Raw genomic sequence first — 15050 nt, 5'->3', positions numbered from 1 at the left:
GAATTGGCTAATGGCTGACAAAAACAGCAACGAGAAGCTTCTCTACTGCTCTTTCTGCGGAAAGAGCCAGCATGAGGTGCAACGGCTGATCGCCGGACCGCAGGTATTCATTTGCAATGAATGCGTCGAGCTGTGCAACGACATCATCCGCGAGGAGCTGGAAAAAGGCGCTGGCGGAGAGGTGATCGGCGGCGCGTCCGGCGACCATCCCTTGCCGACGCCGCAGGAGATCCGCGCGGATCTGGACCAGTACATCATCGGCCAGGACTTCGCCAAGAAGACCCTGTCGGTGGCGGTGTACAACCACTACAAGCGGCTGTACAACAAGGGCGGCAAGGATGACGTCGAGCTGTCCAAGAGCAATATCCTCTTGATCGGCCCGACCGGCTCCGGCAAGACCCTGCTGGCCCAGTCGCTGGCGCGCCTGCTGGATGTGCCCTTCGTCATCGCCGACGCCACCACGCTGACCGAGGCGGGGTATGTGGGCGAGGATGTCGAGCACATCATCCAGAAGCTGCTGCAGAAGTGCGACTACGATGTTGAGAAGGCCCAGCGCGGCATCGTCTACATCGACGAGATCGACAAGATCTCGCGCAAGTCGGAAAACCCGTCCATCACCCGCGACGTATCGGGCGAGGGCGTGCAGCAGGCCTTGCTGAAGCTGATCGAGGGCACGGTGGCATCGGTGCCGCCGCAAGGCGGCCGCAAGCATCCGAACCAGGAGTTCATCCAGGTCGACACAACCAACATCCTGTTCGTCTGCGGCGGCGCTTTCGATGGTCTGGACAAGATCATCCGCCAGCGTTCCGAGAAGGGCGGCATCGGCTTCGGCGCCGAAGTCTCCTCCAAGGATGATGGCAAGAGTCTGACCAAGCTGTTCCAGGAGGTCGAGCCGCAGGACATCATCCGTTTCGGCCTGATTCCGGAGCTGATCGGCCGTCTGCCGGTGGTGGCCACGCTGGAGGAGCTGGACGAGGAGGCGCTGGTTTCCATTCTGACCCAGCCGAAGAACGCGCTGATCAAGCAATACCAGCGGCTGTTCTCGCTGGAGGCGGTGGAGCTGGAAGTGCGTCCGTCGGCGCTGCGAGTGATCGCCAAGCAGGCGCTCGCCCGCAAGACCGGCGCCCGTGGCCTGCGTTCCATTCTGGAGCGCGCGCTGCTGGACACCATGTACGAGCTGCCCTCGATGCAGGATGTGGAAAAGGTTGTTGTCGACGAGAAGGTGATCGAGAAGGGCGACAAGCCGCTTTTCATCTATCGCGAAGGCGGCGATGTGGCACAATCCGCCTGACGGCCTGGCCTGAATGACTGAACCGCCCGTCAGGGCGGTTTTTTATTTGTCACCGACGTAATCTGTTTTAGTATGGGGTGTTGATATTCTGGCCTTTCGCCCCATTTTCCAAGCATTGTTTCCCCAAGCTAAGGTTAGGTGATATGCCGCAACCCGCAGAAATCAGAGAAGAGACCACGCTGCCGCTGCTGCCGTTGCGCGATGTGGTGGTCTTTCCGCACATGGTCATTCCGCTGTTCGTCGGTCGGGCCAAGTCGATCCGTGCGCTGGAACTGGCGATGGACGAGGGCAAGCAGATCCTGCTGGTGGCCCAGCGCTCCGCCTCAAAGGACGAACCTTCCGCCGAAGATCTGTACAGCGTGGGCACCATCGCGGCAGTGCTGCAGATGCTCAAGCTGCCCGACGGCACGGTCAAGGTGCTGGTGGAGGGACGCCAGCGCGCCACCATCAAGGAAGTGGGCGAGGAGGACGGCTGCTTCGTCGCCGAGTTCACGCCGCTGTCCAGCGAACTGGAAGAATCCAACGAGACCGAGGCGATGCGCCGTGCGCTGCTCGCGCAGTTCGAGCAGTACGTCAAGCTGAACAAGAAGATTCCGCCCGAGGTGCTGAACTCGCTGGCCGGCATCGACCGCGCCGGCCGCATGGCCGACAGCATCATCGCCCACCTGCCGCTGAAGCTGGAGCAGAAGCAGGAAGTGCTGGAGATGTTCGACGTGCAGACCCGCCTCGAGCATCTGATGTCGCAACTGGAAGGCGAGATCGACATCCTGCAGGTGGAAAAGCGCATCCGCGGCCGCGTCAAGCGCCAGATGGAGAAGAGCCAGCGCGAGTACTACCTGAACGAGCAGGTCAAGGCCATCCAGAAAGAGCTGGGCGAGATGGACGAGGCCAGCGACCACGACGAGCTGGAGCGCCGCATCAAGGCCGCCGGCATGAGCAAGGAAGGCCGCGAGAAGGCATTGTCCGAGCTGAAGAAGCTGAAGATGATGTCGCCGATGTCGGCCGAGGCCACCGTGGTGCGCAATTACATCGACACGCTGCTCGAGCTGCCGTGGAAGAAAAAGACCAAGATCAGCAAGGACGTGGCCGCGGCTGATGCCGTGCTGGATGAGGATCACTTCGGTCTGGAGAAGGTCAAGGAACGCATTCTGGAGTACCTGGCGGTGCAGCAGCGCGTCGACCGCCTGAAGGCGCCTATCCTGTGCCTGGTGGGCCCTCCGGGCGTGGGCAAAACCTCGCTGGGGCAGTCCATCGCCCGCGCCACCAACCGCAAGTTCGTGCGGATGGCGCTGGGCGGCGTGCGCGACGAGTCCGAGATCCGGGGCCACCGCCGCACCTACATCGGCTCGATGCCGGGCAAGGTGCTGCAGAACATGGCCAAGATCGGCGTCAAGAACCCCCTGTTCCTGCTGGACGAAGTGGACAAGTTGGGCGCGGATTTCCGCGGCGATCCGTCGTCGGCGCTGCTGGAAGTGCTGGATCCGGAGCAGAACCACGCCTTCATCGACCACTACGCCGAAGTCGAATACGACCTGTCCGATGTGATGTTCGTCGCGACAGCCAACTCGCTGAACATCCCGCCGGCATTGCTCGACCGGATGGAAATCATTCGTCTTTCCGGCTATACCGAGGACGAAAAGGTGAACATCGCGCTGAAGTACCTGCTACCCAAGCAAGTGGAAGCCAATGGCGTGCGCGAGGGCGAGCTGGTGGTGCAGGAATCGGCGATCCGGGACATTGTCCGCTATTACACCCGCGAAGCCGGCGTCCGCAGCCTGGACCGCGAAGTGGCCAAAATTTGCCGCAAGGTAGTGACCGGCGCGTTGCTGAAACCGACCAAAACGGCCAAGGTGACGGTATCGGCCAAGAATCTGGACAAGTACCTGGGCGTGCGCCGCTTCGACTACGGCCTGGCCGAGGAGCAGAACCGCATCGGCCAGGTAACCGGCCTGGCGTGGACCGAGGTGGGGGGCGAGTTGCTGACCATCGAGGCGGTATCGCTGCCCGGCAAGGGCAATATCGTGCGCACCGGCCAATTGGGCGAGGTGATGCAGGAGTCGATCACGGCAGCGATGAGCGTGGTGCGCAGCAGGGCCAGAAGCCTGGGCGTCAAACCGGACTTCTACGAGAAGAGCGACATGCACATCCACGTGCCGGAAGGCGCGACGCCGAAGGACGGCCCCAGCGCCGGCATCGCGATGACCACGGCCATCGTGTCGGTGCTGACCGGCATTCCGGTGCGCGCCGACGTGGCGATGACCGGCGAGATCACGCTGCGCGGCGAGGTGCTGCCGATCGGCGGCCTGAAGGAGAAGTTGCTGGCGGCGCACCGCGGCGGCATCCGCCACGTGCTGATCCCGAAGGGCAATGAAAAGGATCTGGTGGAGATTCCGGCCAACATCAAGCAGAAGCTGGAGATCCATCCGGTCAAGTGGATTGATGAGGTGCTGGCGCTCGCGCTGGAACGTCAACCGGAAGAACTGTCGCAAGAAGAACAATCTGGCGACATTCCGCCCGCTCAGGACGCCGGCAGCAATGTTCCGGTCCTGAAGCATTAAGAATCATGGTCTTACCGAAGCCGTGAATAAGCTGTGTTTTCGCGGCTTCCCGTTGTGCTTGCGAATTAGCAAAATGACCGTGGAAGCCGCTTGACACAAGGATTTCCGCCTTGCTATAAAGCAAGCGTTTTTATCTGAACTACGTAGACCGAGAACGACGAAAGGGGACTTACGTGAACAAGTCTGAACTGATTGACGCCATCGCGGCAGAAGCCGACATCTCCAAGGCTGCTGCTGCCAAGGCTCTGGACGGCATGGTTGCTGCCGTTACCTCCGCCTTGAAAAAAGGCGATACCGTGACCCTGGTGGGTTTCGGCACCTTCTACGTGGGCGAACGCGCTGAGCGCAGCGGCCGCAACCCGAAGACCGGCGCCACCATCAAGATCCCGGCGGCACGTTCTCCGAAGTTCCGCGCTGGCAAGGCACTGAAAGACGCGCTATAATTTGCCACTCCGCCGGGGCCTGATTTTCCAGGGTTCGGCGGAGCGCACGGGCGTTTAGCTCAGTTGGTAGAGCGTCTGCCTTACAAGCAGAATGTCGGCGGTTCGACTCCGTCAACGCCCACCAACGGCACGGAGTGGTAGTTCAGTTGGTCAGAATACCGGCCTGTCACGCCGGGGGTCGCGGGTTCGAGCCCCGTCCACTCCGCCAAATACACAAGAAAAGGTGAACCGTTTGCGTGTTCACCTTTTTTTTACAGGGGTGGCCTTAGCCAATCGTCATGTTCGAGTTTGTCCAGAACAACAAAACCGTCATTCAAGTGATCCTGGGCGCTGTGGCCCTGACTTTCGTGGGCTTCGGCGTCGGCAGCTATTCCAGCGCCACCGACGATCCCTATCTGGTCAAGGTGGGTAAGACCAAGATCTACAAGCGAGATCTGGATCGCGCGCTGGAAGGCCAGCCTAGCGACCCCGCCGCCCGCCAGGCTGCGCTGGAAAACCTGATCCGCCAGGAGTTGCTGCTGGCCGAGGCCCGCGACCACGGCGTCGCCGTCAGCCCGGAACAGCTGCGCAAGGTGATCGCTTCCATTCCCGCCTTTCAGGAAAACGGCCAGTTCAGCTCCCAGCGCTACAGCGAATTCCTGAAGAGCCGCTATCCGAATCCGGAAGCCTTCGAGGCCGACATCAGCCGCGATATCCTGCTGCAAAGCCAGCTGAACAGCGTGGCCGGCACCCAGTTCGTGTCCAACACGGTGGTGGGCCGCGTGGCGGGGCTGCTGGGCGAAGGCCGCGAACTGCAGCAGTTGGTGTTGAAGCCGTCCGATTTCGGCTCCGAGGTGAAGACCGACGCCGCGGCGCTCAAAGCCTACTACGACGCCAACGCCAAGCGCTTCAAGCTGCCGGAGCAGGTGAAGCTGGATTATGTGGTGCTGTCCCAGGATGCATTGGCTCAGGGCATCAAGGTCAGCGACGCCGACGTGCAGAAGTACTACGACCAGCACAAGGCCGACCTGGCCGGCGAACAGCGCCGCGCCTCCCATATCCTGCTGACGGTGGCCAAGGACGCCAAGCCGGAGCAGAAGGCCAAGGTCAAGGCCGAGGCTGAGGCCATCCTGAAGGATGTGCGCGCCAATCCGGCCAAGTTCGCCGAGCTGGCCAAGGCCAAGTCGCAGGATCCTGGCTCCGCGGAGAAGGGCGGCGACCTGGGCTTTTTCGGCCACGGCATGATGGTCAAGCCGTTCGACGACGCGGTGTTCAAGCTGAAGCCGGGCCAGATCAGCGACCTGGTGGAAACCGAGTACGGTTTCCACATCATCCGCCTGGACGCGGTCAAGTCGCAGAGCCTGGAAGACGTCAAGGGCGCGATCGTCGACAAGCTGCAGAAGCAGAAATCCGCCGCGCTGTTCCGCGAACAAGCCGACAAGCTGAACGAAGTCGCCTATCAGCAGGCCGACTCGCTGAAGGGCGTCGTCGACGCGCTGAAGCTGGAGGTCAAGCACTCCGACTGGATGCAGCGTAACCAGCCGTCTCAGGACGAGCTGCTGGGCAACGCCAAGCTGCTGTCCGCCGTGTTCAGCGACGATGTGCTGAAGAAAAAGCACAACAGCGAAGTGGTGGATATCGGCGGCAACCGCCTGGTGGTCGCCCGCATCGCCGAGCATCAGCCGGAGCGCCAGCAGCCGCTGGCCGACGTCAGCGACGCGATCCGCAAGGAGTTGGTGGAGCGGGAAGGCGCCAAGCTGGCCGACAAGAAGGGCCAGGCTCTGCTGGCCGAGCTGAAGGCCGGCAAGGGCGTGGATGCGCAGAAGTGGGGCCAGTCGGCCACAGTATCCCGCCGCGCCGCCGCCGGCATGCCGGCCGCTGATGTCCGCGCGGTGTTCGCCGTGGCCGGCAGCAAGCTGCCTGGTTTCGCGGGCGTGCGCCACGACACCGGCGAGTACGTGATCTACCGCGTCAACAAGGTGGTTCCGGCTCCGGCCGTCACCGACGCCGACCGCGCGCAGTTGGGCAATGTATTGGGCGAGCTGAGCGCCAACAGCCAGTTGGCCAGTTACCTGAAAGCTCTGCGCGAGAAGTATCCGGTCACCGCCGGCAAGCAGTCGCTGACCGACAACAACTGATCCGGCACGCTTCGGACGCCAAGCCCCGCTAATGCGGGGCTTTTTGCTTTCAGCGCGGCGGATGGAGGTCGAAGCCGCGCGCCCGGGCTTCCTGACGCAGCGCGTCCAGCAGCAGCCGGGCTTTGCGCGGCATGCCGCGGCTGGCGAACACCGCATGCATCTGCGGATCGTCGCCGTGGCTGGAAACGATGCGAAAATCCGGGCACAGCCGCACCAGCTCGCCGCGCGCGGCCAGCGGCTCCGCCAGCCAGTCTCCCAGCCGGGCGATGCCCATGCCGGCGCGGACGGCGTCCAGCACGCCGTTGCCGGAGTTGCTGCGATGCCAGGCATTCAGGTTGAGGCTGACGGTTTCATCCCTTGATACGAAATTCCAGGCTTTCAGCACCCGCGGCGCGCTATGGATCACCACCCGGTGCTGGGGCAACTCGGCGGGATGGTCCGGCGCGCCGTGGCGGGCGACATAATCCGGGCTGGCGTACAGGTGGCGGCGGTAGTGCCACAAGGGATGGCCGATCAGCTCGCTGGAGGCGGGGAAGGCGCCGCGTATCGAGAAGTCCAGCTTGTCCCGTATCGGCTCCAGTATCGAATCGCTGTACAGCACTTCGAAGCGCAGGCCGGCGTGGGCATCGGCCAGGCTGGCCAGCACGGCGGGCAGCAGCTCGCGCCCCAGCGTTTCCGGCGCGGAGAAGCGCAGCAGGCCGCGCGGCGCGCCGGCCTGCTGGCTCAGCTCTTCCTCGGCCTGCTGCTGCAGGTCCAGCATCTGGCGGGCGGCGGGGTAGTAGGCTTCGCCGGCCATGGTCAGCTCCACCTGTTTGCTGGAGCGGGCCAGCAGCATCGCCCCCAGCTCCTCTTCCAGCGCCTGCAGCGCGCGGGTGGCGCTGCTGGGCGAGGTGCCCAGCTGGCGGGCGGCGGAGACGAAGCTTTTCTGCTCCACCACCGCGCAGAATATGCGGATTCCCCATAGCGGCTTCATTGCGGCTCCAATGTTGCGTTTTTCGCAATATTACATTGCAAGCATTGTTTCGGGCCAGCACGTACAATTTGCGTCGAGGAGGATGACAATGTTGTTGAGCTTGAGCTTTTTGTGCCTGATCGCCTTTTGCGCGGGCTTGGTGGACGCGGCCGTCGGCGGCGGCGGCCTGATCCAGATCCCCGGCCTGTTCAGCGCGCTGCCCAATGCGGTGCCGGCCACCATCTTCGGCACCAATAAACTGTCGGCGGCGGTAGGCACGCTGTCGGCGGCGCGTTCCTATCTGAGCCGGGTGCGGCTGCCGTGGCGGCTGGTGCTGCCGGCCGCCGCCACCGCCTTCGTGTTTTCGTTCGCCGGCGCGGCTGTCGTGTCGCAGATTCCCAAGGGTGTGATCCGGCCGCTGGTGCTGGCGCTGCTGCTGGTGATGGCGGTGTATACGTTGTGGAAGAAGGACTTCGGCAAGTTGCACAAGCCGGTGGCCATCGGCCGCCGGGAAATGGCGGTAGGCATGGCCATAGGCGGCGCCATCGGTTTCTACGACGGTCTGTTCGGCCCTGGCACCGGCAGCTTCCTGATGTTCCTGTTCATCCGCTTCTTCGCTTTCGATTTTCTGCACGCGTCGGCGGCGGCCAAGGTGGTGAACCTGGCCACCAATGTCGCGGCGTTGATCTTCTTCGTCGGCGCCGGCCACGTGCTGTATCAGCTCGCGCTGCCGATGGCGGCCGCCAATATGGCCGGCGCGATGGTCGGCACCCGGCTGGCGATGAAGAAGGGCGCCGGCTTCGTGCGGGTGCTGTTCCTCGGCTTGACCAGCGTGCTGATCTGCAAGCTGGCCTGGGACATTTTCCACGGTTGAGCGTTTTGCCCGGGAGCGGCCGCTTTGAACTGAGGCGGCCGCTCCTTTATCATGTAGTCTGAATGACTACGCCACGGCCGTTTTCCATGCACCCATCCCGCTGTCCGCTGCCGGACGCCGCCACCGATCTGCTGCAACTGCCCAATGTCGGCCCGCGCGCAGCCGCCGATCTGCGGCGGCTGGGTCTGAGCCATCCGGCCGACTTGCGGGACCGCGATCCCCACCAGCTTTATCTGCAGCTGTGCGACGCCACCGGAGCGCGCCACGATCCCTGCGTGCTCGACGTGCTGATGTCGGTCTGCCACTACATGGACACCGGGGAGGCGCGCGCTTGGCCAAGCTTCACCGCGGAGCGCAAGCGCAAATGGACGGTGTGAGCAGGGAGGGGCGGCTGACGGCCTGCCACGATTGTGATCTGCTGCTGCGCCTGCCCGGCGCGCAAACCGGCCGCGTGCGCGTTTGCTGCCCGCGCTGCGGCGCCCAGCTGTACGAATGCTCGGATAGCGGCCCGGAGGTCGGCGTGGCGCTGCTGGCGGCCGGCGCGGTGATGTTCGCGATCTCAAACATCTACCCGGTGCTGGTGCTGGAGATCGCCGGCAACCGCAATGCCGCCACGCTGTGGCAGACCGCGCTGGCGCTGCATGGGCAGGGCATGCCGGAGGTGGCGCTGCTGGTGCTGTTCACCGGCATCGTGATGCCGGCGCTGGAATTGGCCAGCATGCTCTACCTGCAGCTGCCGCTGCTGTTCGGCCGCGCGCTGCCGGGTTTCCCGGCGATGATGCGGCTGCGCGGCCTCGCGCGGCCCTGGTGCATGGTGGAGGTGTTTTTGCTGGGCGTGCTGGTTTCGCTGGTGAAGCTGGTGCATCTGGCCAGCGTGCAGCCGGGCATAGGCTTGTGGGCGTTTTTCGGCTTGATCGTGCTGATGGCGGCCAGCGCCAGCCGTTTCCGGCCGCATGAACTGTGGGAGCGCTATCGCTCATGCCGCATTATCCATTGAGCAGCGCGGCGTCGCGCAATCTGTGCCTGTGCCACGGCTGCGGGCTGCTGGTAAGGATCTCGACGTCCGAGGCCGTCGCCTGTCCGCGCTGCGCGGCTCCGCTGCATCTGCGGCGGCCGGCGGCGCTGCAGCGCTGCTGGGCCTTGCTGCTGGCGGCGATGATCAGCTATCTGCCGGCCAATCTGCTGCCCATCATGGAAACCACGGCGCTGACCGGCGTGCAGCGCGACACCATCATGAGCGGCGTGGTCTATCTGTGGAACAACGATTCCTGGCCGCTGGCGCTGGTGGTGTTCACCGCCAGCGTGCTGGTGCCGATGCTGAAAATACTGGCCTTGCTGCTGCTGTTATGCAGCGTGCAGTGGCGCTGGAGCTGGGCGCCGCGCCAGCGCACGCGGCTGTACCGGATGATAGAAGTGATCGGCCCGTGGTCGATGCTGGACATTTTCGTGGTGGCGCTGATGGTGGCGCTGGTGCAATGGCAGTCCTTGGCCAGCATCAAGGCCGGGCCAGGCGCGATCGCTTTCGGCGCGGTGGTGGTGCTGACCATGCTGGCCGCGATGAGTTTCGATCCCAGGATGATCTGGGACCCCGTAGAGGAACATGATGAGCAGTGAAAATCCGCAAAACCCTCCAGAGCCGGATCTGCCGCAGGCGGTGCCGGTTCGCCGCGGCCGCTGGGCGCCGTCGCTGGTCTGGCTGATTCCGGTCGTGGCGGCCTTGATAGGCGGCTGGCTGGCGGTGCACGCGGCGTTGTCGCGCGGCCCCACCATCACCATCTCCTTCCAGAACGCGGAGGGGATAGAAGCCGGCAAGACCCGGATCAAGTACAAGGACGTGGAGATCGGCGAGGTGACCTCAGTCCAACTCAGCCCCAACCGGCAGGCCATCGTCGCCACCGCGCAGCTTCGCAAGGAGGCCGCCGATTACCTGGCGGAGGACAGCCGTTTCTGGGTGGTGCGGCCGCGGGTGTCCGGCGGCGGCGTGTCCGGCCTGGGCACGGTGCTGTCCGGCTCCTACATCGGCATGGACATCGGCAAGAGCGAGGCGCGGAAGGCCGATTTCGTCGGCCTGGAGACGCCCCCCATCATCAACGCCGACCTGCCGGGCCAGACCTTCACGCTGCGCGCGGACAATCTGGGGTCGCTGAACACTGGCTCGCCGGTGTATTTCCGCCGGGTGCCGGTGGGACAAGTAGTCGGCTACGAGCTGGACCCCAAGGGCGGCTACGTCAAGGTGGCCGTCTTCATCAACGCGCCTTACGACCATTTCGTGTCCGCCAACAGCCGCTTCTGGCACGCCAGCGGCGTCGACGTGTCGCTGAGCGCCAATGGCCTCAACGTCAGCACCCAGTCGCTGGCGGCGATCGCGCTGGGCGGCATCGCCTTCGAGACGCCGCTGGCCGACAATGCCGGCATTCCGCTGTCGGACCGCAATTTCATCCTGCACGATACCCGCGACAGGGCGCTGCAGAATCCGGACCGCGAGATGCAGCCGTTCCGCCTGCGGTTCCGCCAGTCTCTGCGCGGGCTGAGCGTCGGCGCGCCGGTGGACTTCCGCGGCATCACGATAGGCGAAGTGACGGCGATAGGCGTGCAGTACGTGCAGGACCGCAAGGACTTCGACATGACGGTGGACATCCGCACCTATCCCAGCCGGCTGGACAGCCTGTCGCGCGGCGGCCGCATCACCGGCAAGCTGTCGCCGCAGGCGTTGGTGGCCAACGGCATGCGCGCCCAACTGCGCTCCGGCAACCTGATCACCGGCCAGCTGTACGTGGCGCTGGACTTCTTCCGCGACGCGCCGCCGGCCCGGCTGGTGGTGAAGGGCGGGGTGCCCGAGCTGCCGACCATTCCGGGCGACCTGGAAGAGCTGCAGCGGGTGTTGCAGCGCATCGTCAAGAAACTGGACGCGGTGCCGTTCGACAGCATAGGCAAGGAGGCCGACGCCTCGCTGAAATCGCTGCACCAGACGCTGGACAGCGTAAAGCGGCTCAGCGACGGCCTGAATAACCAGACGGTGCCGCAAGCGAGCAAGACGCTGGAGCAGTTGCAGCAGACGCTGGAGGCCACCCGCCAGACCATGCGCGCCGATTCGCCGCTGCAACAGGACATGCGCTCCGCCGCGCAGGAAGTGAAGGAGACCGCGCGCAGCTTCCGCGCGCTGGCCGATTATCTGGACCGCCATCCCGAGGCGCTGGTGCGCGGCAAGGAGGCGCAGCCATGATGATGAAAACGATGTTCGCCGCGGCCATGATCGCGGCGCTGGCGGGCTGCGCGTCGCCGCAGTCGCGCTTTTACGGGCTTGACGCGCCGGCCGCGCCGCAGGCGAAGGCGCAATTCGGCAAGCGGGTGCTGCTGGGGCCGGTGAGCCTGCCGGCGGCGCTGGATCGCCCCCAGCTGGTGATGGACATGGGCGGCGGCGAGCTGAAGCTGCAGGAGTTCGAACGCTGGAGCGCGCCGCTGGACCGGCTGCTGGCGCAACGGCTCAGCCAGGGCGTGGCGCGCGCCAGCGGCGTGGCCAGCGTCTACGCCTACCCACAGCCGGGCATGGACGGCGGCGATCTGCGCATCGCCGTCGACGTGCGCGGCCTCAGCCTGAAGCCGGGCCAGGGCGCGGCGCTGGAGGCGGCGTGGCAGCTGCAGAGCGCGGCCGACGGCAAGATACTGGCCCGCGGCGGCTTCAGCCGCAGCCAGGCGGTGGCGTCTAGCGAGCCGGGCGCGCTGTTGGCCGGCTTGCAGACCTTGCTGGATGGCCTGGCCGCAGACATCGCCGCGCCGCTGGTCCAGCATCCGGAATGGTGGCGCGCGGGCTGATCTCCCCCATTGGGAGTAGCCGGCCCCGGCCGTAAGGGTTAATCCGCCTCGTCCGTTGGCAGGCTGATAATCCTGCGACCGACGAATACCGGCGCGCGCCGCCGTCGCTTATCGTGGCAACCATGACCACTCCATGGGTATGGCGCCATGACTTCCCCGACATTCAAACGCTACAGCGTGCTGGCCAGCAGCACGCTGGCCTTCACCCTCTGTTTCATGGTCTGGATGATGTTCGCGGTGCTGGGCATCCCGATCAAGCAGCAGCTGGGCCTCAATGAAACCGAATTCGGCATCCTGGCGGCGACGCCGGTGCTGACCGGCTCGCTGATCCGCGTGCCGCTGGGCATCTGGACCGACCGCTACGGCGGCCGCCCGGTATTGTTCGCGCTGATGCTCAGCTGCGTGATCCCCATCTACCTGATGCAATTCGCCAGCGCCTACTGGCAGTTCCTGCTGGCCGGCCTGTTCGTCGGCCTGGCCGGGGGCTCGTTCTCGGTCGGCACGCCCTACGTGGCGCGCTGGTTCCGCAAGGAGCAGCAGGGCCTGGCCATGGGCATCTTCGGCGCTGGCAACGCCGGTTCGGCCTTGACCAAACTGGTGGCGCCGGCGCTGATCGTCGCCTGGGGCTGGCAGAGCGTGCCCACCGCGTACGCGCTGATCATGCTGGCCGCCGCCATCCTGTTCTGGCTGTTCTCATTCAGCGATCCGGCGCACAAGGCGCCGTCCACCATCACGCTGCGCCAGCAACTGGCGCTGATGAAGCACCCGGCGGTGCTGCGCTATTGCCAGTACTACTCGGTGGTGTTCGGCGGCTACGTGGCGCTGGCGCTGTGGATGACCAAGTACTACGTCGGCGAATACGGGCTGGACCTGAAGCACGCGGCGCTGTTGGCGGCCTGCTTCTCCCTGCCGGGAGGCGTGTTGCGCGCGGCGGGCGGTTATCTGTCCGACCGTTTCGGCCCCCACGTGGTCACCTGGGCGGTGATGTGGGTGTGCTGGGTTGCCTTCTTCCTGTTGTCCTATCCGCAGACCGAGATGCGCGTCGCCACGGTGAACGGGCCGATGAGCCTGCACATCGGCCTCAACGTCTACCTGTTCACCGGCCTGCTGTTCCTGGTGGGGGTGGCGATGGCCATCGGCAAGGCATCGGTGTTCAAGTTCATCGCCGACGAGTTCCCTGACTCCATCGGCGCGGTGTCCGGCGTGGTGGGCCTGTCCGGCGGCCTGGGCGGCTTCCTGCTGCCCATCCTGTTCGGCGTGCTGCTGGATCTGACCGGCGTCCGTTCCAGCGCCTTCATGCTGCTGTACGGCACGGTGTGCGTCAGCCTGGTGTGGATGCATTTTTCCTTCAAATCGGCGGCTAAGGCCAAGGCGCGCGCGGCCGCGCCGGTCCATCCCATTCCCTTGACGAGCGAGCGCGGCTGAACGCGGCGCGGGAGACATTCATGACTTATCTGATCAAACACTGGGAGCCGGAATCGACCTTGTTCTGGCAGCAGAAAGGCCGCGCGGTGGCGCGGCGCAACCTGTGGATCTCGATTCCGGCGCTGACGCTGGCTTTCGCGATCTGGCAGGTATGGAGCGTGGCGGTGCTGAACATGCCGAATATCGGCTTCGGCTACAGCCAGAACCAGCTGTTCTGGCTGGCGGCGCTGCCGGCCTTGTCCGGCGCCACGCTGCGCATCTTTTACTCCTTCATGGTGCCGGTGTTCGGCGGCCGCAAGTGGACGGCGATTTCCACCGCCAGCTTGCTGATTCCCGCGGTGGGCATCGGTTTCGCGGTGCAGGACCCCAGCACCAGCTATGTCACCATGGTGACGCTGGCGCTGTTGTGCGGCTTCGGCGGCGGCAACTTCAGCTCCAGCATGGCCAATATCAGCTTCTTCTTCCCCAAGGCGGAGAAGGGCACCGCTCTGGGCCTGAACGCCGGCCTGGGCAATCTGGGCGTGTCCATCGTGCAGTTCGTGGTGCCCATCGTCATCACCATGGGCCTGTTCGGCCAGCTGGGCGGCGATCCGCAGCATTGGGCGAAGGGCGCGCTGTCCAAGCAGATGTGGCTGCAGAACGCCGGCTTCGTCTGGGTGCCGTTCATCGCCGTGTCGGCGCTGGCGGCCTGGTTCGGCATGAACGACCTGGCCTCGGCCAAGTCTTCGTTCTCCGAGCAGGCGGTGATCTTCACCCGCAAGCATAACTGGCTGATGTGCTGGCTGTACGTGGGCACCTTCGGCTCCTTCATCGGCTTCTCCGCCGGCTTTCCGTTGCTGGTGAAAGGCCAGTTTCCCGAAATCGACCCCACCCGTTACGCCTTCCTCGGCCCCCTGGTCGGCGCGCTGACCCGCCCGCTGGGCGGCTGGCTGGCGGACAAGATAGGCGGCGCCAAGGTGACGCAGGCTGCGTTTTCGTTGATGGTATTGGGCGTGGTGGGCGTGATCTTCTTCCTGCCGCACGGCGGCCAGGGCGGCAGTTTCACCGGCTTCTTCGCGATGTTCCTGTGCCTGTTCGCGCTGACGGGAATCGGCAACGGCTCCACCTTCATGCAGGTGCCGGCCATCTTCCTGACCCTGCATCAGCGCATGGCCGGCCCAGGCGAGGCGGCGCAGAAGCAGGCGACGCAAGACGCCACCCGCGAAGCGGCGGCGGTGCTGGGCTTCACCAGCGCCATCGGCGCCTACGGCGGCTTCTTCATTCCCAAGAGCTACGGCACCTCTATCGCGATGACCGGCGGCGTGGAGGCGGCGCTGTACGTGTTCATCGCCTTCTACCTGAGCTGCCTGGCGATCAACGGCTGGTACTACGCCCGCAAGAAGGCGGAGGTGCGCTGCTGAGCGGGCAGCGCTTATTGGCCGGGCATTGCAGCCTATGGCTTGGATGGTATCGAAAGGGCGCCTGCGGGCGCCTTTTTCACGTCCGGCTTTCGTTCTACCCCAGACTACTCCTTAAGGCTTAGCCGGCCCCCTTCCTCTGCCGGGGCCATTCACCCCTACTGGCCGATTGGGCGGCTT

At 64.9% G+C, this 15050-nt stretch carries 13 protein-coding genes and 2 tRNA genes; 14 read left to right on the top strand and 1 reads right to left on the bottom strand.

The features are described from left to right. The first annotated feature begins 10 nt into the window (after positions 1 to 10). The 6 genes from clpX (at position 11) to BKX93_RS03595 (ending at position 6409) form a co-directional block, all read left to right on the top strand. Positions 11 to 1291, top strand: a complete 1281-nt coding sequence (gene clpX / locus BKX93_RS03620) for an ATP-dependent Clp protease ATP-binding subunit ClpX (RefSeq protein WP_070978759.1) — start codon at positions 11 to 13, stop codon at positions 1289 to 1291. Between the two features lie 143 nt (positions 1292 to 1434). Continuing rightward, positions 1435 to 3849, top strand: a complete 2415-nt coding sequence (lon, locus tag BKX93_RS03615; RefSeq protein ID WP_046156886.1) for an endopeptidase La — start codon at positions 1435 to 1437, stop codon at positions 3847 to 3849. Between the two features lie 173 nt (positions 3850 to 4022). Next, positions 4023 to 4292, top strand: coding sequence for an HU family DNA-binding protein (locus BKX93_RS03610; RefSeq protein WP_011136101.1), 270 nt, complete (start codon positions 4023 to 4025; stop codon positions 4290 to 4292). Positions 4293 to 4340: 48 nt separating this feature from the next. Next, positions 4341 to 4416: transfer RNA gene (locus tag BKX93_RS03605), tRNA-Val, on the top strand. Between the two features lie 7 nt (positions 4417 to 4423). Further along, a tRNA-Asp gene (locus BKX93_RS03600) sits at positions 4424 to 4500 on the top strand. Positions 4501 to 4570: 70 nt separating this feature from the next. After that, on the top strand, positions 4571 to 6409 hold the full coding sequence (locus BKX93_RS03595; protein WP_046156887.1) for a SurA N-terminal domain-containing protein: 1839 nt from the start codon (positions 4571 to 4573) through the stop codon (positions 6407 to 6409). Positions 6410 to 6458: 49 nt separating this feature from the next. Here the strand turns inward: BKX93_RS03595 and BKX93_RS03590 are convergent, their stop codons facing one another. Beyond that, the gene (locus BKX93_RS03590) at positions 6459 to 7382 is read right to left on the bottom strand and encodes a LysR family transcriptional regulator (RefSeq protein ID WP_046156888.1); all 924 of its coding nucleotides are present in this window, start codon (positions 7380 to 7382) and stop codon (positions 6459 to 6461) included. An 88-nt stretch (positions 7383 to 7470) separates the two neighbouring features. Here BKX93_RS03590 and BKX93_RS03585 point away from each other — a divergent pair, with 88 nt between their 5' ends. The 8 genes from BKX93_RS03585 to BKX93_RS03550 all read left to right on the top strand — a co-directional run bounded on the left by BKX93_RS03585 (position 7471) and on the right by BKX93_RS03550 (position 14873). Beyond that, positions 7471 to 8235: a sulfite exporter TauE/SafE family protein gene (locus BKX93_RS03585; protein WP_222103284.1), complete on the top strand. Its 765-nt coding sequence runs from the start codon at positions 7471 to 7473 to the stop codon at positions 8233 to 8235. Between the two features lie 86 nt (positions 8236 to 8321). Next, entirely contained in the window at positions 8322 to 8612 is a 291-nt protein-coding gene (locus tag BKX93_RS03580) for a helix-hairpin-helix domain-containing protein (protein ID WP_070978758.1), read from the top strand. After that, positions 8600 to 9232, top strand: a complete 633-nt coding sequence (locus BKX93_RS03575) for a paraquat-inducible protein A (RefSeq protein WP_046156890.1) — start codon at positions 8600 to 8602, stop codon at positions 9230 to 9232. Before BKX93_RS03580 ends, BKX93_RS03575 begins: the two co-directional genes overlap by 13 nt. Beyond that, positions 9214 to 9849: a paraquat-inducible protein A gene (locus tag BKX93_RS03570; RefSeq protein WP_031296362.1), complete on the top strand. Its 636-nt coding sequence runs from the start codon at positions 9214 to 9216 to the stop codon at positions 9847 to 9849. Before BKX93_RS03575 ends, BKX93_RS03570 begins: the two co-directional genes overlap by 19 nt. Next, positions 9836 to 11458: a PqiB family protein gene (locus BKX93_RS03565; RefSeq protein ID WP_244887230.1), complete on the top strand. Its 1623-nt coding sequence runs from the start codon at positions 9836 to 9838 to the stop codon at positions 11456 to 11458. The genes BKX93_RS03570 and BKX93_RS03565 overlap by 14 nt, the downstream gene beginning before the upstream one ends. Next, positions 11455 to 12048 (top strand): PqiC family protein, encoded by a 594-nt coding sequence (locus tag BKX93_RS03560; RefSeq protein WP_052729243.1) that lies wholly within the window; start codon positions 11455 to 11457, stop codon positions 12046 to 12048. Before BKX93_RS03565 ends, BKX93_RS03560 begins: the two co-directional genes overlap by 4 nt. Positions 12049 to 12195: 147 nt before the next feature. Beyond that, complete coding sequence (locus BKX93_RS03555; RefSeq protein ID WP_046156891.1) at positions 12196 to 13473, top strand: MFS transporter; 1278 nt, start codon at positions 12196 to 12198, stop codon at positions 13471 to 13473. A gap of 20 nt (positions 13474 to 13493) precedes the next feature. Beyond that, on the top strand, positions 13494 to 14873 hold the full coding sequence (locus BKX93_RS03550; RefSeq protein WP_070978754.1) for a NarK family nitrate/nitrite MFS transporter: 1380 nt from the start codon (positions 13494 to 13496) through the stop codon (positions 14871 to 14873). The last annotated feature ends 177 nt before the right edge of the window (positions 14874 to 15050 follow it).

Origin of the sequence: Chromobacterium vaccinii (assembly GCF_001855275.1) — a bacterium.
Lineage (GTDB): Bacteria > Pseudomonadota > Gammaproteobacteria > Burkholderiales > Chromobacteriaceae > Chromobacterium > Chromobacterium vaccinii.
Note: the sequence above shows the minus strand (reverse complement) of the source record. Positions and strands in the feature narration are given on the sequence as shown.

Excerpts from the sequence above, each read along its gene's own strand:
- clpX (WP_070978759.1), top strand. The coding sequence starts at position 11 with ATGGCTGACAAAAACAGCAACGAGAAGCTTCTCTACTGCTCTTTCTGC.
- lon (WP_046156886.1), top strand. The coding sequence starts at position 1,435 with ATGCCGCAACCCGCAGAAATCAGAGAAGAGACCACGCTGCCGCTGCTG.
- BKX93_RS03595 (WP_046156887.1), top strand. The coding sequence starts at position 4,571 with ATGTTCGAGTTTGTCCAGAACAACAAAACCGTCATTCAAGTGATCCTG.
- BKX93_RS03590 (WP_046156888.1), bottom strand. The coding sequence starts at position 7,382 with ATGAAGCCGCTATGGGGAATCCGCATATTCTGCGCGGTGGTGGAGCAG.
- BKX93_RS03585 (WP_222103284.1), top strand. The coding sequence starts at position 7,471 with ATGTTGTTGAGCTTGAGCTTTTTGTGCCTGATCGCCTTTTGCGCGGGC.
- BKX93_RS03580 (WP_070978758.1), top strand. The coding sequence starts at position 8,322 with ATGCACCCATCCCGCTGTCCGCTGCCGGACGCCGCCACCGATCTGCTG.
- BKX93_RS03575 (WP_046156890.1), top strand. The coding sequence starts at position 8,600 with ATGGACGGTGTGAGCAGGGAGGGGCGGCTGACGGCCTGCCACGATTGT.
- BKX93_RS03570 (WP_031296362.1), top strand. The coding sequence starts at position 9,214 with ATGCCGCATTATCCATTGAGCAGCGCGGCGTCGCGCAATCTGTGCCTG.
- BKX93_RS03565 (WP_244887230.1), top strand. The coding sequence starts at position 9,836 with ATGATGAGCAGTGAAAATCCGCAAAACCCTCCAGAGCCGGATCTGCCG.
- BKX93_RS03560 (WP_052729243.1), top strand. The coding sequence starts at position 11,455 with ATGATGATGAAAACGATGTTCGCCGCGGCCATGATCGCGGCGCTGGCG.
- BKX93_RS03555 (WP_046156891.1), top strand. The coding sequence starts at position 12,196 with ATGACTTCCCCGACATTCAAACGCTACAGCGTGCTGGCCAGCAGCACG.
- BKX93_RS03550 (WP_070978754.1), top strand. The coding sequence starts at position 13,494 with ATGACTTATCTGATCAAACACTGGGAGCCGGAATCGACCTTGTTCTGG.